The 18,206-nt window shown below is 38.3% G+C and carries 18 protein-coding genes, 1 pseudogene and 2 other annotated features; of the genes and pseudogenes, 1 reads left to right on the top strand and 18 read right to left on the bottom strand.

The window, feature by feature from the left end; all coding sequences use genetic code 11:
• The coding region (locus tag BM057_RS04945) for a transposase (protein WP_143074477.1) at positions 1-278 on the top strand (278 nt) is incomplete at its 5' end.
• Positions 279-498: 220 nt separating this feature from the next.
• Here BM057_RS04945 and BM057_RS04950 read toward each other — a convergent pair.
• The 18 genes and pseudogenes from BM057_RS04950 to BM057_RS05035 all read right to left on the bottom strand — a co-directional run bounded on the left by BM057_RS04950 (position 499) and on the right by BM057_RS05035 (position 18,013).
• Positions 499-1,695, bottom strand: coding sequence for an acetate/propionate family kinase (locus BM057_RS04950; RefSeq protein WP_092091917.1), 1,197 nt, complete (start codon positions 1,693-1,695; stop codon positions 499-501).
• A 24-nt stretch (positions 1,696-1,719) separates the two neighbouring features.
• Entirely contained in the window at positions 1,720-2,727 is a 1,008-nt protein-coding gene (locus tag BM057_RS04955; protein WP_092091919.1) for a class I SAM-dependent methyltransferase, read from the bottom strand.
• A gap of 279 nt (positions 2,728-3,006) precedes the next feature.
• Positions 3,007-3,291 (bottom strand): 50S ribosomal protein L27, encoded by a 285-nt coding sequence (rpmA, locus tag BM057_RS04960; protein WP_047390103.1) that lies wholly within the window; start codon positions 3,289-3,291, stop codon positions 3,007-3,009.
• Positions 3,292-3,312: 21 nt separating this feature from the next.
• The gene (locus BM057_RS04965) at positions 3,313-3,648 is read right to left on the bottom strand and encodes a ribosomal-processing cysteine protease Prp (RefSeq protein WP_047390102.1); all 336 of its coding nucleotides are present in this window, start codon (positions 3,646-3,648) and stop codon (positions 3,313-3,315) included.
• Between the two features lie 16 nt (positions 3,649-3,664).
• Positions 3,665-3,973 (bottom strand): 50S ribosomal protein L21, encoded by a 309-nt coding sequence (gene rplU, locus BM057_RS04970; RefSeq protein WP_047390101.1) that lies wholly within the window; start codon positions 3,971-3,973, stop codon positions 3,665-3,667.
• Positions 3,974-3,988: 15 nt separating this feature from the next.
• Positions 3,989-4,060 (bottom strand) — a sequence feature (ribosomal protein L21 leader region).
• A gap of 491 nt (positions 4,061-4,551) precedes the next feature.
• Entirely contained in the window at positions 4,552-5,346 is a 795-nt protein-coding gene (gene minD / locus BM057_RS04975) for a septum site-determining protein MinD (RefSeq protein ID WP_047390100.1), read from the bottom strand.
• Positions 5,346-6,041, bottom strand: a complete 696-nt coding sequence (locus tag BM057_RS04980) for a septum site-determining protein MinC (protein ID WP_245741806.1) — start codon at positions 6,039-6,041, stop codon at positions 5,346-5,348. Before BM057_RS04980 ends, minD begins: the two co-directional genes overlap by 1 nt.
• A 37-nt stretch (positions 6,042-6,078) precedes the next feature.
• Positions 6,079-6,600, bottom strand: coding sequence for a rod shape-determining protein MreD (mreD, locus tag BM057_RS04985; protein WP_092091923.1), 522 nt, complete (start codon positions 6,598-6,600; stop codon positions 6,079-6,081).
• Entirely contained in the window at positions 6,601-7,452 is an 852-nt protein-coding gene (gene mreC, locus BM057_RS04990) for a rod shape-determining protein MreC (protein ID WP_047390097.1), read from the bottom strand. It lies immediately after the preceding gene.
• A gap of 150 nt (positions 7,453-7,602) precedes the next feature.
• Positions 7,603-8,374, bottom strand: a pseudogene (mreB, locus tag BM057_RS04995) (rod shape-determining protein MreB); the annotation flags it as partial.
• Between the two features lie 410 nt (positions 8,375-8,784).
• Complete coding sequence (locus tag BM057_RS05000; RefSeq protein WP_047390096.1) at positions 8,785-8,985, bottom strand: cold-shock protein; 201 nt, start codon at positions 8,983-8,985, stop codon at positions 8,785-8,787.
• Between the two features lie 217 nt (positions 8,986-9,202).
• Entirely contained in the window at positions 9,203-9,895 is a 693-nt protein-coding gene (gene radC, locus BM057_RS05005) for a RadC family protein (RefSeq protein WP_245741807.1), read from the bottom strand.
• 102 nt (positions 9,896-9,997) lie between these two features.
• The gene (locus tag BM057_RS05010; RefSeq protein ID WP_047390095.1) at positions 9,998-10,663 is read right to left on the bottom strand and encodes an HAD family hydrolase; all 666 of its coding nucleotides are present in this window, start codon (positions 10,661-10,663) and stop codon (positions 9,998-10,000) included.
• 21 nt (positions 10,664-10,684) lie between these two features.
• Entirely contained in the window at positions 10,685-11,974 is a 1,290-nt protein-coding gene (locus BM057_RS05015) for a bifunctional folylpolyglutamate synthase/dihydrofolate synthase (RefSeq protein WP_092091925.1), read from the bottom strand.
• Between the two features lie 135 nt (positions 11,975-12,109).
• Positions 12,110-14,755 (bottom strand): valine--tRNA ligase, encoded by a 2,646-nt coding sequence (locus BM057_RS05020; RefSeq protein WP_092091927.1) that lies wholly within the window; start codon positions 14,753-14,755, stop codon positions 12,110-12,112.
• 57 nt (positions 14,756-14,812) lie between these two features.
• Positions 14,813-15,041, bottom strand: a binding site (T-box leader).
• A gap of 49 nt (positions 15,042-15,090) precedes the next feature.
• Positions 15,091-15,582: a thiol peroxidase gene (gene tpx / locus BM057_RS05025; protein WP_092091929.1), complete on the bottom strand. Its 492-nt coding sequence runs from the start codon at positions 15,580-15,582 to the stop codon at positions 15,091-15,093.
• A 54-nt stretch (positions 15,583-15,636) separates the two neighbouring features.
• A complete protein-coding gene (thiI, locus tag BM057_RS05030) occupies positions 15,637-16,854 on the bottom strand; it encodes a tRNA uracil 4-sulfurtransferase ThiI (RefSeq protein WP_092091931.1) in 1,218 nt (405 codons plus the stop codon).
• Positions 16,855-16,876: 22 nt separating this feature from the next.
• Positions 16,877-18,013 carry a cysteine desulfurase family protein gene (locus BM057_RS05035; RefSeq protein WP_092091933.1) on the bottom strand — a complete coding sequence of 379 codons (1,137 nt, stop codon included), beginning with the start codon at positions 18,011-18,013 and terminating at the stop codon, positions 16,877-16,879.
• Positions 18,014-18,206: the final 193 nt, after the last annotated feature.

An 18,206-nucleotide genomic window follows, 5' to 3' on the forward strand; every position in this document is an offset into this window, starting at 1 on the left:
ATTTAGAAGAATCTAAAAAATATGCTTTACCGAGAAAAGTGAGAACTGTTCTTAAAACGTTTAAAAAACACCTAGAGGACATTAAAAATGCGTTTGTCTATACGCTTTCCAATGGTCCTATTGAAGGAATGAACAACAAAATCAAGAACATCAAACGATCAGGATATGGCTATCGAAATTTCTATAACCTGCGAGCCCGACTATTGATTGTTTATCGATTGACTGCTTCTCACTATCAACCTAGAGCTTTGTATTTTAAAGATGAAAAAGCAGCATAAAATAAAAAAGCCAAAGCGATGTAATCGCTCTGACTTTTTTGACCCACCAACACTACTTGTCAAAGAGCCGTTTTTATTCCGCAACATTAATGATTCAATGATTTTAGCATAAAAAAAGGAGCCCTTTCGGCTCCTTTTTTTATAGGTTCTTCCTCTTCTAACGTTAGTCAAGAAATGTGTTAAATGACCAACGTTAACTGTTATAGAACCTTTCTATTCTTTAATTTGATTTGCGTAGACGTTCAATGTCACGAGCAATCATAACTTCTTCGTCTGTTGGGATCAACAAGACTTTGATTTTAGAGTCATCGGTAGAAATGACACGTTCTTCACCACGAACATCATTCTTTTCAGGATCGATCTTCATGCCGAACCAGTCCATGCCGTCGATTATGATTTCTCTTGTTTCTTTAGAGTTTTCACCGATACCAGCAGTAAAGACAATGGCATCTACTCCGTTTAAGATTGCGATATATTGTCCAATATATTTTTGCACACGGTTATAGAAAATATCTAAAGCTGTTTGAGCATTTTCATTGCCTTCTGCAGCTGCTTCTTCGACGTCGCGCATGTCGCTAGAAACGCCAGATAATCCTAATAAACCTGACTTTTTGTTCAAGATGTTGATCATGTCATTGATATCTGTCAAACCAAGTTTTTCCATTAAGTAAGGCAACAATGAAGCGTCGATATCCCCAGAACGCGTTCCCATCGTTACACCTGCTAATGGAGTGAATCCCATAGAAGTATCGATTGATTCACCGCCTTTAACAGCTGTGATCGAAGCTCCATTTCCTAAATGGCAAGTAATGATTTTTGTTTCTGATAATGGTTTGCCGATCATCTTAGCTGCTTTTTCAGAAACATATTTATGAGAAGTTCCGTGAGCACCATATTTACGAGCAGCAAAGTCTTCATAATATTCCATTGGAATGCTATATAGGTAATTTTCTTTTGGCATTGTTGTATGGAAAGAAGTATCGAATGAAGCAATACTTGTAATATCAGGCAAGATTTTTCTGAATGCTCTGATACCTGTAGCATTAGCTGGATTATGCAAAGGAGCTAATTCTGACAAAGATTCGATTTTTTCTAATACATCATCATCGATCAATACTGAATCTTTGAAATATTCTCCTCCAGCTACAACACGGTGTCCAACACCAGTGATTTCATCATAACTAGAAATAACATTCAATTCGATCAGTTTATCTAGAACTTTTTGGATTCCGATTTCGTGATCGTCAATATCTTCAACGACTTTATATTTTTCACCATTGAATTTAGTTGTAAAAATCGAATCCTTTAAGCCGATTCTTTCGATGATTCCAGAAGCAATTTCTTTTTCTTCTGGCATTTCAAACAAAGTAAATTTTAAACTAGAGCTTCCTGCATTGATTGCAATTGATTTTGCCATTTTTATCGAATCTCCCTTAATTTTTTATAGATTTTCTTGTTCCCATTTGTTAACTTCTTGCATAAATTGTACCATTGCAGCTTGATTCTTCAATTCGGGTATTTGAGCCAATAAAACTTGTTTGGCTTGTTTTGCGTGAGCTCCTTTTTTCTGGACCAGCAGGATAGATTTCCGTGATTGCTCGTTTGCAAAAAGTTCTTTTGGCAAATGCAGAAAGCCTTGCAAGTATCCTTCATGCTGAATCATTTTCATTAGAGCCGGTGATTCACTGGTCTCGAATAATAGCGATGGGACAAGGAATAAACCGAACCCGTCTTCTTTTAAGTAATGAAAACTTTGCTCGATCAGCAAATGATGCACAAATGAATGGCCTTCAGCGGCAGCCGTTTGGAAGTCTTTTGCACGCTCATCTATAGGGTAGTAACCTACTGGCAGATCACTGAGGACGATGTCTACTGGATCAACTAAAAGATCCTGGACAGCATCTTGATGAGTCAGCTTGATTTTCTGCTTTTGCAAAAACGATGAAACAGCAGCTAAAGAAATCAACAGGTCATCGTTTTCAATGCCTTCAGCTTCCACTTCTATTTTTTCAGCTATAAGTGCGTTATAGATCGTTTCTAACAAGTTCCCTGTTCCAACTGCTAAATCAAGTAAGCGTAGTTTTTTCTGACTTTTATCTCTTACTTTATCAAGCAAATAGACAAAAAGAAAACCGATTGCATCCGGTGTCAGCTGATGATTCGTTTGCAGTTTATCCTCTTTTGTTCCTTTTAAAAGGGCTAATTGAAAACTTTTTCTGATTTCTTCCGCCGACATTTTTTCAAGATCAACTTCTTGATAGATCTTCAACAATTTTTCTGCTGATGCTGGTTTCAGTATTTGTGCCAGTTCTTCTGGCAATGCCTGTTCAATGATGTTTTCACCTGTTTCTGCCAAAGCTTCCAAGTAAGACCAGTCGAGGTTGGATTGGAGGCATTGGACAGATTCATTCAGTTGATGGTACAAGTTTTCAATATCTTTTTGGGACAAAAAATCAGCCTCTTTTCTAAAAAGTTTCCTTTTATGTAGCAAAAAAAGGTACTTTACTTTCAGACCACTACATTATTTTATCGGAAGGGATGCTGCTTTACAAGTGATTTGTATGCTTACAAGTTTACATGATTGCCTTTACCATTTTTGGTATTAACTTTTCAAAAGAACTTTCAAAAAAAATCTTTGGATTCTTTTATCACCAAAAAAAGGACCACATTTTGTTCATAAAAAAAAGCCTGGGACATTCATCCCAGACCCATTCGATCAGTTTTGTTATTATTGAGCAGCAGGATAAACAGATACTTGTTTTTTGTCGCGGCCTTTACGTTCAAAACGTACAACGCCGTCTACTTTTGCAAATAATGTATCGTCTCCGCCAATTCCTACGTTCACACCTGGGTAAATTTTAGTTCCGCGTTGACGGTATAAAATTGATCCGCCAGTAACTGTTTGACCATCAGCACGTTTAGCGCCTAAACGTTTTGATTGAGAATCACGACCGTTAGCTGTAGATCCGCCCCCTTTTTTGTGAGCGAAGAATTGTAAATTCATTTTTAACATGTAGATTGCACCTCCGTTTAATTAATCATTGATTTGGATATATTCAGCATACTCTTCAGCAATTCCAGTCAATGAGATCAATAGGCTTTCAAGAATAACTTGAGAAATCTTTAGTTGCTCTTCGCTAAATGCTTTTGAGATTTCAACGTAAAGATAGCCCCCTTCGATTTCATTCGTCTCTTGTATAAAAGGCGTTTTTCCTGTTAATACAGAGAGGCTGTTGGTTAATCCAATTGTTAATGCTGAAACAGCAGCACAAACGATATCACTGCCATAAGGTCCTGATTCGGCATGACCAGTAACTTCAAAGGAAACAATATCTCCTTTGCCGTTCCGTTTAAAAGATGCTTGAATCATTTATTCCACCACTTTTTTAGGCATTGATCGCATCGATCATGACTTTTGTATATGGTTGACGGTGGCCTTGTTTACGGTGACTGTGTTTTTTAGGTTTGTATTTAAAAGTCGTTACTTTCTTTTGACGGCCTTGTTTTTCAACAGTACCTTCAACAGTTGCGCCTTCAATAAATGGCGTACCAACTTTTGTTTCATCTCCACCTACTAAGATCACTTCATCAAAGCTTACTTTTTCTCCAGCTTCAACGTTTAGTTTTTCAACGTAAATCGCTTGGCCAGCTTCAACTTTCACTTGTTTTCCACCAGTTTTAATAATTGCGTACATTCTATCGCACCTCCTTATTAGACTTAGACTCGCCATCATGAGTGCCAAATGGACTTAAAACTCAATTCTGCGCGGTTGTAGTTGTGGTGCTACACATTTACAACATTCATATCATATCAAATCACTCAGCTGCCGTCAATCTTTTTCTTCATAGAGATCGTGTCAAAGGATGGTTGGAAAATAATTTTTCATGCTTGCATTAGCAATGTTTGCTATTTCTTTATTCCTAAAAAAAGACCAAGCTTGAGTTTATCAGCTTGATCTTTTGGTTCTTCCTCTTTTAACATTGGTAAAGAAATTTCCTCCGGTCGATGGGCTACTGATGGAAAGCCCTGAGAACACATTGAGCCGAAAATCGTGTCTCAATGCTTGCAAGCTTCAAACTGAGTGTAACGGCTAAAGCCTAACACTAAGTGATTCACATTGCATCTTTTTTTCATGGCTATCAGTAGCCCTATGCGCCTCCTGAAATTTCTAGAAATAGGATTCTAACGAGCTTAGCATTAAAAAATTGATTTTTTTACAGACCAACGTTAAATTTTGTAGAACCGATCTTTTTAGTAAGATAAATAAAATCTTTATTTTCTTCTGCCAAACAGCTTTTTCCAAAAGCTTGTTTTTTCTTCTCTTAACGACATCAAAGGAACAGTCTCCCCTAACATACGACGCGCGATATTACGATAGCCTTGTGAGGCAGGATTCTTAGGATTCAGTACGATTGGATCACCATTATTAGAAGAACGGACTACATCATCATCATCAAAAACGATACCAAGCAGATCGATTGAAAGGTGGCGCGTAATTTCATCTACATCCATCACTTCTCCATCTTGCATCATTCTTTTTCTGATCCGATTGATGAGCAACTGAGGAGAACCGATTTCAGTTTGCTCCAATAATCCAATAATACGGTCAGCATCACGAATCGCCGAGATTTCAGGTGTTGTCACCAAAATCGCTTCATCAGCTGCTGCGATAGAATTTTTAAATCCTTGTTCGATCCCAGCCGGACAATCGATCAAAATGTAATCATAGTCTTCTCTTAAAGAATCAACGATTTCAATCATTTGTGCTTCTGTAACATCATTTTTGTCAGCATGCTGGGCAGCAGGAAGTAGATAAAGATTGTCATTGAAACGCTTATCTTTGATCAAGGCCTGATGCAGTTTTGCTCGTTCTTCAACAACATCCACGATATCGTAAATGATACGGTTTTCTAATCCCAAAATAACATCTAAGTTTCTTAAACCAATATCCATATCGATCAAACATACTTTTTTCCCTTGTAAGGCCAAGGCTGTGCCAATATTTGCTGTAGAGGTCGTTTTTCCTACGCCGCCTTTACCAGATGTGATGACAATTGCTTTACTCATCAATTAAATCCCCCTGTCTTGATCTCTAAACTTGGTCTTATTTTCTTTAACTGGTCTAATGATTCAAAATTCAACATATGTAAATCATTGACAAAGGCAAATTGGGCTCCATTACTTTGTTCTATACCAGTCATTTCTTCGATCACTTCAACATTTTCAGCTATACGGATCTGTGCTTTTGAATGAAAGTCAGCTACGATCACTGCTTTTGTATCACCAGATAGTCCTGCATGTGCTACACCGTGAAGTTCACCAATAATAAAAATGCTGCCTTTTGCCCGGATCATTCCACCAGGATGAACCTTACCTACTAATAGGATATCTCCAGGAGCTGTAAGAACCTGACCGCTTCGGATCGTCTGAGCTTTCATTTGTAAACTAACCTCTTCTTGCCAAGCGGCCGATTCTTCATAAGTTAAAACATTTGCTGCTACTTTTTCGATTCTAAATCGGCTATTTTCGTGAACCAATGTTGTCAATTTTTCTTGTTGCTTTTCATTCAACAAACGATCACCTGTATAGACTTCTAATTGGATCGTTTCTTTTTGATCTTCACTGTCTTTTTCTTGCGTCTTTAAATGTTCCAACAATTTCTCTGTGTCTTTTATGATCTCTTCGTATGATGCGGCTTCATCCAATGTCAACCTAAAGCCTTCTTTGACTCCTTTTAAAGTAACACTTTGATCCAACGACATCCACCCCCGTTTATACTTGTTAAACCTAATGATGTTATCAGTCTTTTACAATAGCTAGCGCACTTTTTTTCAGTGGGTAATAAATAATAAAAAATAAAAGCAAATTCAATAATAATGTTGGTCCCAATCTTTTTGCCAAAAATAAGGACATATCCATTGTCGTTAATTCTAACATATGATAAAAACCATATACTGAGAACTCAAGCATACTGACCATGATAATCGTCAGCATACTAAGTACAATAAAATTGGGATTCAAAATTTTTTTTAGTTTATCAACAAAGTACACGACTAAAGGAAACAAAGCAACATATATACCAAGAATACCTACATAATAACTATCATAAAGAAGACCAAATAAAATGCTGAAAAGAATCATATTCTTCCGTGGCGCATAAAAAGCAAAAACCAATAAGCATAAAAGTATCAACCGCGGAACATATATATCTGTTGCTGTATAGAAATGAGCAGAAAAAATGAATGCGAGCGTTCCATCAAGCAACAGAGCAAGAAATAATATCAAAGGAATAAAAACCGAAATCCTGCCTTTTCTTGTCATTTACTCACCACTCTCAGCATTTCTTTTAACCACTGTCACGAAACGGACATCATCGATATCAGCTGCAGGAGAAATATAAGCTTCTTGTGCAAGACCATGCGCATCTAATTGTACTTCTTCTATTTCTCCGATGAATAATGAACTCGGTGAAACACCGCCTAAACCTGAAGTCGTGACAGTATCACCTTTTTCCAACTCTGCATCAACTGTGATTTGATTTAAAATCAATTGATTTTTTTCTGCATCATACCCGCTAATGATGCCATGTACAGGACCTTTGTCTGTCGTGATTTGAGCAGCGACTCGACTGATGTTTTGATCAGCAGTCGTCACAAGTTGAACTTTGGAACTAGTAGGACTAACTTCAACGATCCGACCGATATAGCCATTGCTACTCATCACAGACATATCCATTTCCACACCATTTTGACTGCCTTTGTCGATGAGGAGTTGATCGACCCAGTTATCAGGATTACGGGCAATCACAGTTCCATTGATGCCGCTGTACTCGCTCAATGTACTTTCCAATTTCAATTGTTCTTTTAATTTTTTATTATCTTCTTTTAAAGCTGCCAGTTCAGCTCCTGATTCATATAGATCGTCGATTTTTGATTTTAACTGTTGATTTTCTTCATACGTGTTCATTAGATGGTCGACTGATTCGATCGTGTTCATCACAGCATTTGCCGGTTTTGAAAAAATTCTCCCCGTCAATGCTGTCACATCATTTGTAAACTGCTGGACGACTGATGCATTCCGATTGCCTGTAATTGAAAAAGCAATCAAACTAAGACAGATGATGACACTGATCAACAAAATGATCAATTTTTTATTTGAGAAAAACTGGTTCAAGCTACCACCTCATTCATCTTTCAACTCTTTTTATTTTACCATAAGTTCTTTCATTTGTTTGGTTTTTCCAAAAAACTGCCATGAAAAGAAGCGGGATAAAAAATCTCCCGCTTTCTTGATGTCTTTTTTACTTAAAACAGTACCACACAGTTATCCTTTTATAGCCCGGTTGCGGTAGACATCAATATGCTGCAAAGATTCGCCTGTGCCAACAGCTACACAATCTAATGGTTCTGACGCTTCAAAGACCGGCACACCTGTATCTTTTGCTATCACATCCGCAATGTCTTTCAACAGAGCACCGTCGCCTGTTAAAACAATGCCGTGATCAATGACATCAGCAGAAATTTCTGGAGACGTTTCTTCAAGTGTTTCTCTAACTGCGATCACGATTCCTTCGGTCACTTCTTGAATCGCTTCAGCAATGTCAACTGCTGCAATATCGATCGTTTTTGGTAGACCAGTCAAAAGGTATTGGCCACGTACATCAATCGTGCCATATTCTACAGCTTTTTCAACTGAAGCACAACCAATATCCACTTTAATTTGTCCAGCCGTTCTTTCTCCGATCAATAAATTATGTTTTTTACGTATAGATTGGATGATCACTTTAACCATACGGTCTCCAACTAAACGAATGGTTCGGCTGCTTACGATTCCTCCTAATGAAATCGTTGCAACATCTGTTGTACCGCCACCGATATCAATGACCATGCTCCCAGTAGGATCCATTACTGGCAATCCAGCTCCAATCTCAGCTGCAAAAGGTTCTTCAATGATAAAGACATCTTTTGGTTCCCGACATTCTCGTTGCATCGATCACAGCACGTTTCTCTACTTCTGTGACCCGGCTAGGCACACATACCATCACATAAGGTTTAGAGGCTTCATTTTCTATCTTTCCTATCATACTGTATTTTACATTTTTATTCAGCATTTATCTATGTATTTTAAATTAAATTTAAAATAATTTTAAGAACTAGAGTCCCTGCTGTTTTAATTTTTTCTATTAATGATATTCATTATTATATTGTCTAAGAACATATTAACAACTACTTTTTCGAAATCTGACCGCTTTTGATCTTGATATTTTGGCTCTTCATCTTCTAACGTTGATAAAAAATGGGATTTTAACAAGTTTAGCAGCTAAAGAAATGTTTTTTTCTGTGACCCACATTAAATATTATAGAACCGATATTTTGAGCGTTCTTTTACATTACAAGTCCTCTCTGTCCTTGGTTCTCTTTCTGCCAAATGCAATAAAAAAGAGCTGAAACAAAGAGTTTTTCTCTTTGTTTCAGCTCTTAACTGTTTAAATTGTTTGCTTTAAGATTAAAGTTTTACAACGTTAGCAGCTTGAGGTCCACGGTTACCTTCTTCAACGTCGAAAGAAACTGCTTGTCCTTCTTCTAAAGTTTTGAAACCTTCGCCTTGGATAGCTGAGAAATGTACGAATACATCGTCTGCACCTTCACGTTCGATAAAGCCAAAACCTTTTTCTGCGTTAAACCATTTTACTGTTCCTTGTTCCATTATAAATTCCTCCTCGTGCCTTTTGCACTTATTTTAACATTGTTGCTTATGGTACGAATTGGAATGTTTTGAAACAATTCTTAATTCTTTTTTCCACTTAACAAAATGCTAAACATAGTATAACACGTAAAAAAAACTAACGCAAGCACTGTAGACAGATAAAATAGAAATCTTTATTTTTTTTCTATACTTAACTGCTCAGTCATATCATCCCTGCTTACAATAACCCAAATTCCTTTAAACTGATAAAGCCTGTTTCACCAATGATCAGATGGTCTAACACCTCTATCCCCATCAATTCTCCGCACTCGATCATTCGCTTGGTAAATGAAATGTCGGCTTCTGATGGTTCAGGACTGCCGGAAGGATGATTATGACTGACGATCAGCCGAGCAGCTGAATAACGAACAGCGCCTTTGAAAATCTCTCTCGGATGCGCCACTGAAGAATTTAGGCCACCGATAAAAATGGTTTCTTTTTTGATGACTTCATTCTTCGTATTCAAAAATAGCACAATTACATGTTCTTGCTGCAAGTCTTTCATTTCAATGGACAGCATTTCCCCTGCTTGCCGACTTGATGTGATTTGACCTGCTTTGATCTGCGTTGCATTAGAAACTCGTATCCCCAGCTCAATGGCAGCTTTTACTTCAATCGCTTTTGTTTTGCCAATGCCGCTTACCATCATCAATTCTTCGATTGAAACAGTCTTAAGGTAATAAAGATCTTTATAAGCATTCAAAACTTGCATCGCAACGGACAATGCATTGGCACCTTTTGTTCCAGTACGCAGCAAAATAGCTAGCAATTCATGGTTTGCTAACGCTTTTTCTCCATATTGTTCTAATCGTTCTCTCGGACGAGATTGAATGGGTACTTCATTGATCAAACTTGTTCCTTTTGTAACCAAAGAAAAACCTCCCTGCTGACCTTATTGATTTTTTGAAAGAGTATTTCCTTCTTTCATTATCGATAAGGTTTGCAAAAAAGGATGTTTTCTGTTTTTATTTTTTTAAAAAGAATAATTCTTATGGATATAATCGATGACTTCACGCAGATTGTCCTTCACAGCTATTGTTTTCTGGGCCGCTTCTTCATTCGGAGCAAATAAATCAGGCACCATAATAACAGGGATATCTGCCCCATCGGCTGCGCGGATGCCGTTTAGCGAATCTTCTAAAATCAACGTTTCTTCCTTTGTGCCCTGCGTTTTTTGCCAAGCTTTCTCGAAAATTTCAGGGTCAGGTTTAGCGCGTGCGACTTCATCTCCGCCGATCAAATCATCAAAGTGAGCTGATAAGCCAGATTTTTCTAAAAAGAACTCAACTAAAGAACGTTCACTGCTGGAAGCAACAACGCACTTTATATCATTTTCTTGTAAGAATGCAAGCAAATCTGATAAACCTTCTTTGATGAGCAAACCATCTTGTTCAATAGTTTCGAATAAGTAAGTTTTGCTGTCTTTAATAAAACGATCAATCTTTTCATCATCTTGAAAATCTAAATAAAGATTTTCAAAAAATTCAGCATCCGATACACCAATATACCGAACATAATAATCATATGTGAAGTCTAAACCAATTTCATCAGCCGCTCGTCGATTGGCTTGATAGTACATTGTTTCAGTATCAAACATTAAACCATCCATATCAAAAATAACAGCTTTCAATTTATTCATGTTACAAGCCCTGCCTTTTCTTTATTTTAGTAATGTTCTTCTGACTTCAGAAATAAAATACAACGAACCAGTGATCAACAATACACTGTCCTCACCTGCCTGCTTAACTGCTGCTAATAAAGCTTCCTGCCACACTTCAAAAAACACCATATCCTCTTCTTGACAAATATCTTCAGCCGTAACGGCTCGTTCATGTTCAAAGGAAGTCAGGATCAAGTGAACGTGAGGAACCTTTTTCAGCATTTGAATCATTTTACTATATTCTTTGTTGCGTAAAGCGGCAAAAAGTATGACTATTTCTTGCTGAGCGAAATCTAGCTTTATTGTTTCTATTAATCGTTGGATACCCGGTACGTTATGAGCACCATCCATGACAATCAAGGGAGAGTCTGAGATCTTTTCCATTCTGCCAGGCCAAAATGCTTGTTTCAATCCTAGTAGCATCTTTTCATGATTTAACAATAACGCTCTTTTTTGGCTGAATACTGCCACAGCTTTAATGGCTGCTGCTGCATTTTCTGTCTGGTGTCGTCCCAACATTGAAAGTTGGATCGGTTGCAGCATGATCTGATCATCCTCATATGTGAATTGTTCTCCCCAAGTTGGCAGTGTATGCCATTTAGAAATAACATAATCTTTTTGGAAAGCATAAAGAGGACTCTGTTGGTTTTGAGCTATTTTTTCGATCACCTCTAAGGCTTCTTTTGGAATATTTCCAGCTACAACAGGCACACCAGGTTTGATGATCCCAGCTTTTTGTGCTGCGATTTCAGGTAATGTTTTTCCCAATAGTTCCATATGATCCATTCCAATCGTTGTGATCACCGAAACTTCTGGTGTCAATATATTGGTTGAATCAAGCAAACCGCCGATCCCTACCTCAACCACTGCTACATCCACCTGTCCTGTACCAAAGTAGAGGAACATCATGGCTGTGATGACTTCAAATTCGCTTGGACCTCCAAGTTCCGTTTTTTCTAATGCTTCAGCTAACGGATATATCGCATTTGCCAGCGCTAAAAGTTGTTCATTTGAAATGGGTTCTCCATTGACACTGATTCGCTCATTGAAGACCTCAATAAATGGAGAAGTAAAAGTTCCGACCACTAATCCCTGCTCTTGGAGCAAATGTCGAATAAAGGTTACCGTTGAACCTTTTCCATTTGTCCCCGCTACGTGGATCATAGGTACCTTTTTTTCAGGGTGATCCAGTTTATCCATCATCCACTCCATTCGTTTTAAACCTGGTTTTTTACCAAATCTTCGTATGCCATGGATCCATTTTAAAGCTTTTTCATAAGTTTCCAGCATTTTTTCCCCGCCATTTCTATCACTGCTACTGTCTTTTTATTATAGCCTATTTTGTTCTGCAAAAGGAGTGCTATCCTTTCTGCTTGCTAATAAAAAAGTCAGCACATGCATGCTGACTTTTTTATTTTTAGCTATTTAGGCTTGTTGATTTAGTTCTTGGATCCTTGCTTGAACAGAAGCTTGTTTTTCAAGGTATTCTGTTTCTTTTTCTTTCTCTGCTTTCACGATAGCTTCAGGAGCGTTATTGACAAATTTTTCATTAGCCAATTTACCTTGTACTCGCTTCACTTCTTTGTTCCATTTATCCAACTCTTTTTCTAAACGATCAATCTCTTCATCAATGTTGATCAGTCCTGCTAATGGCAAGTAAACTTCTGCGCCGCTAATCACAGCGGTCATTGCTTTTTCAGGCACATCAATGGCATGACCGATTTCTAAGGTTTCTGGGTTACAAAAACGTTCGATATAAGAGGTATTGTGATTTAAAAATGCTTCGATCGTTTCATCATTCGTTTTGATCAATAAGTCGATCGGTTTTGATAGAGGTGTGTTGACTTCTGAACGAATATTACGGACGGCACGAATCAGTTCCATCAACACATCCATTCCTTTCGTTGCTGCTTCATCGGACAAGCTTTCGTCAACCGTTGGATAATCTGCAGATACGATAGAATCTCCTTGATGCGGAATATTTTGCCAAATTTCTTCTGTCACAAACGGCATCGTTGGGTGAAGCAAACGTAAAATCTGGTCCAGCACATGTGTCAAAATGCTGCGTGTTGTCTTTTGCGCTTCTTTATCGTCGCCAAATAAGATTTCTTTACTCATTTCAATGTACCAATCACAAAAATCATCCCAAATAAAGTGATACAATTGACGACCTGCTTCACCAATTTCAAAGTGATCATATAAATCTGTCACTTTTTCGATCGTTTCATTCAACTTTGTCAAAATCCATCTATCTGCTACCGTTTTCTTTCCAGAAAGATCAATATCTTCATATGAAAATTCTTCGAGATTCATCAATACAAAACGGCTAGCGTTCCATATTTTATTGATGAAGTTCCAAGCTGCATCCATCTTATCATAACTGAAACGGACATCCTGACCAGGCGCAGAACCAGTGGATAGGAACCAGCGCAAAGCATCCGCACCATATTGATCGATTATGTCCATTGGATCGATCCCGTTGCCTAATGACTTACTCATCTTACGTCCTTGTTCATCACGAATCAAGCCATGGATCAATACATTTTCAAATGGGCGTTGGCCAGTAAATTGAATGCTTTGGAAAATCATTCGGCTTACCCAGAAAAAGATGATATCATAACCGGTTACTAATGTGCTCGTTGGGAAGTAGCGTTTGTAATCTTCTACTTCTTCGTTTGGCCAACCTAGTGTTGAAAACGGCCATAATGCTGAACTAAACCAGGTGTCCAACACGTCAGGATCTTGTGTCCAATTGTCTGCGTCTTCTGGTGCTGTCATTCCAACGTATAATTCGCCAGTTTGGTTATGATACCAAGCTGGAATGCGATGTCCCCACCATAATTGTCTAGAAATGACCCAGTCATGAACATTTTCCATCCATTGCGTATAAGTCTTTTCAAAACGTTCAGGAATATAATGAACTTTATCATCTGTTTTTTGATGATCTAAAGCTGCTTGTGCCAGTGGATCCATTTTCACGAACCATTGAGTGGATAAACGCGGTTCGACCATCACACCAGTTCGTTCTGAATGACCAACACTATGCACGATTTTTTCAACTTTCACAAGGCGTCCAGCTGCTTCCAGATCTTTCACTACTGCTTTACGTGCTTGGAAACGGTCCATCCCTGCATAGTTTCCAGCAGCATCGTTCATTGTTCCATCATCATTCATCACATTCAAGCGTGGCAAGTCATGACGATTCCCTACTTCGAAGTCATTTGGATCATGGTCTGGTGTGATTTTTACAACACCTGTTCCAAATTCCATTTCAACATATTCGTCAGCAATGACAGGAATTTCACGGTTCATTAAAGGTAAGATAACAGTCTTACCAACTAAGTCTTTATAACGCTCATCTTCTGGGTGCACAGCCACAGCTGTATCTCCTAGCATCGTTTCAGGTCGAGTCGTTGCGATCTCTACTTCGCCGCTGCCATCTGCCAATAGATAGGTCATATGATAAAAAGCACCATCAACATCTTTGTGTTCCACTTCAATATCAGATAAAGCAGTACGGGCTTTTGGATCCCAGTTGATGATATACTCACCACGATAAATCAAATCTTTTTCGTACATTTTAACAAATACCGTTCGAACCGCTTCTGAAAGTCCTTCGTCCATTGTGAAACGTTCTCGGCTATAATCAACAGAAATGCCCATTTTTTCCCATTGTGCTCGAATAACAGAAGCATAGTCTTCTTTCCATTCCCACACTTTTTCAATAAACTTTTCACGACCTAAGTCATAGCGCGAAATGCCTTCTTCTGCTAATTTTGCTTCAACTTTTGCTTGAGTCGCAATTCCTGCATGGTCCATACCAGGCAGCCATAAAGTATCATAGCCTTGCATTCTTTTTTGACGGATTAAAATATCTTGCAATGTCACATCCCAAGCATGTCCTAAGTGCAATTTCCCTGTTACATTGGGAGGCGGGATTACGACAGAATAAGGTTTTGCTGTCTTATCTTCGCTTGGTTTGAATAATCCCTCTTCGACCCATTCTTGATAACGTCCTTTTTCAACTTCTGTTGGTTGATACTTAGGGGGCATGTTGATCTCTTTTGCCATGTCACCATCTCCTTTATTCTTTTTGAGCATAAAAAAAGAGCACCCATCCTATTAATATCATAGGACGAATGCTTTACATTCGCGGTACCACCTAATTTGTTTGCTCTTTTTATAAGCAAACCACCTCATAAACGCTTTTAACGGCACGTTACTCCGGGCAGACTTACTCTTTTCACTCTGCCAGCTCCCAAGCTACCTTCATTTTACATAGACTAAGAACTCTCACCATTTGTTCTTTTCTCTTTGAATCCTCTGCAAAATTACTCCTCTTGATCTTCGCTTTGTTCAGAAATATAGTAGCATGATTAAAAACAAATTACAAACACGAATTTATCTTATTTGGTATCTTTTGCCGCCGTTATCGCAGCTTGATAATCAGGCTCCTCTGTCATTTCAGGTACGATCTCTTGGTAAACCAGTTGACCAGAGCCATCCACGACAAATACGGACCGTGCTAGTTTTTTCATTTCTGGCATATAAATACCATAAGCACGAGCGAAATCTAAAGCTGTATCATGCAACATTTCCATATTGATCCCTTCAGCAGCACACCAACTTTTTTGCTGTTCTTTCTGGTTATTTGAAATGGTTACAAGTTGTATGCCCTCTAATTCGCTGGCTGTTTGATTGAACTGTTTCGTCTGGAGTGAACAGACGCGTGTATCAATATCAGGAATAACGCTTATGATCAAGGTTTGTCCTTCAAAGTCTTTCAACGTTTTGGATTCATCTTCTAAGTTCTTTACATGAAAATCCGGTGCCGGCATTCCTGTCTTCGGTTGGACTCCTTCCAAATGATAGGTTACGCCTCTTTTAGTAATGTGCATGTTACAGCCCCTCTCCTAATCGTTTCTTGTCTCTAGCTTAAAGTTGTTTAGTCATTAAAGCAAGTCAGAATATATTTCTTTTTGCTGTTCTTCAAGTGTTTGTCCAACATTGATTTTAGAAACACTTAAATTTGCCATGGCTCGTTCTATCAACCCTTCAATATCTAAGCGAGACTCATACTCACGCGCCTTATCAAGATCCGGCTTCGTTTTCGGTGAAGGCGGAGCAAAAATTGTACAACAATCTTCAAAAGGTTGAATAGACAATTCAAACGTATCGATCGTTTTCGCAATTTCAATAATTTCATTTTTATCCATTGAAATAACAGGACGTAAAACAGGCGTCGTCGTCACATCATTGATGGCAATCATACTGTGCATCGTTTGGGATGCGACTTGTCCTAAAGATTCTCCATTAAAAATAGCCAATCCCTTACGCTGTTCACGAATTTTATCTGTTAAACGCATCATCATTCTTCTCGTAACAGTCATTAAATAGCCTTCTGGAACACTTTTTTTGATTTCTTCTTGAATTTCTGTAAATGGAACTTCAATGAATTGAATCGTGCCAGAAAAAGCAGCAATTTTGGCAGTCAGGTCTTTGGCTTTTTGAAGAGCTCTCGGACTTGTATAAGGCGGACTATGAAAATGCACAGCTTCTACTTCTACACCGCGTTTCATAGCCAAATAACCCGCAACTGGTGAGTCGATCCCACCTGACAACATGAGCATCCCTTTACCACTTGTTCCAACTGGCAACCCGCCTGCACCTTGGACCGTCTGACAGGACAGGAAGATGCCATTCAATCGAACTTCTACTCTTAAATTGATGTCTGGTTTTTTTACTTGAACTTTGATTCCTTCAATATTTTTCAGTACTTCACCGCCAAGCAACTGGTTCATTTCGTTTGTATCTAACTCAAAGTCATGATCTGCTCGTCGGGTAGAAATTTTGAACGTCTTTCCTTCACTGTATTGTTCACGTACCATTTCTACAGCTGTTTTTTTCACTATTTCCATGTCTCGCTCCAAACGCATCACTGGAGAAAAATTTTGAATCCCAAAAATAAATGTTAAACGTTCCATTACAACATCACTATCTGCTCCGTTTAAAATCAAATGCATCCGATCACGATCTGCATGGACTTTAATTTCTTCAAAATCGTGTAAAGCAGCTTTTACATTTTGAGCTAAGCGATTAATGAACGCTTTTTTGTTTTTTCCTTTCGTTGATAATTCTCCATAACGAATCATCACTTCGTTGTATAACATATCCTTTTTCCTTTCTCTTTAACTAAATGGCTTTAAATTGTTCATATAATTGATCAAATGCTTTTAGGAATTGATCAGCCTCTTCTAGCGTATTTGTATCTGTCAAACTCACCCTAACAGCCCCAGTTGCGATTTTGTCTGGAATGTTCATAGCTGCCAAGGTGCTGGAACTTGCACCGCTTCGACTTGAACAGGCACTCGTCGTTGAAATATAGATATTTTCATTTTCAAAAGCATGAACACTGACTTCGCCGCGAATACCTGACAAAGCAAAGCAGACGATATGTGGTGCTCCTGTTTTTGAAGAAAAAACTTTTACTTTCGGATATTGCGCTAGCGTATCAAGAATATGATCACGAATGGCTCTTTGTTTAGCAACTTTTTCTTCTTTGTGGTCAAACAGCAAGCGTAAAGCTTTTGCCATCGCTGCGATTCCTGCTACATTTTCTGTACCGCTGCGATAACCTCTTTCTTGACCGCCGCCATTCAACAAAGGCGCAATCTTGCGTCCATGTCGAATAAACATAAATCCTGTTCCTTTTAACGCATGAAATTTATGTCCTGAAAAAGTTGCTAGATCGATGCGGGAATGTTCTCCTAAATCGAATGGGATTTTGCCTACTGCTTGTACAGCATCAACATGAAAATGAATCGTTGGGTATTTTTTGAGAATTTCACCGATTTCATGAATCGGCTGAATACTGCCCACTTCGTTGTTGACAGCCATAACAGAAACCAAAATCGTATCAGGACGAATAGCCTTTGTTAAAGCTTCAACTGACACCACACCTTGCTCATCGACAGGCAAATAGGTAATATCAAAGCCAAGAGATGCTAATTGTGCCATCGTTTGTTTTACGGCAGGATGTTCTACACTAGTCGTGATCAAATGTTTACCATAGCGCCTTTTTTCAATCGCTGTTCCCTTGATCGCCCAATTGTCTCCTTCAGTACCACTACTCGTAAAGTAGATTTCAGCATCTTTGGTTCCCATCACTTCAGCGATCTGTCGTCTAGATTGCTGAAGCAGGCCATCTGCTTTATCTCCTAATCGATGCAAGCTGGAAGGATTTCCATTTAATTGTTGACTAACTTTCACGAATGTTTCCAGCACACTTTCTTCTACTTGAGTCGTTGCGCTGTTATCAAAATAAATCACTTATCTCACTTTCTTTCATTACAAAGCTATTTTTTATTTATATTTCAACCTTTTATACCACTAAAATGGCCTTCATTATTATAACAGAAAAAAAGTCAATGTGAAGAAGCACCTTTTCAAATTAGATGAGCGGGAACAGTGAAAAGGATGATCATTATCTAAGATTGGTCAGTAAAAATCATTTCTTTTTCAC

The organism is Pisciglobus halotolerans, from assembly GCF_900113675.1.
GTDB lineage: Bacteria > Bacillota > Bacilli > Lactobacillales > Carnobacteriaceae > Pisciglobus > Pisciglobus halotolerans.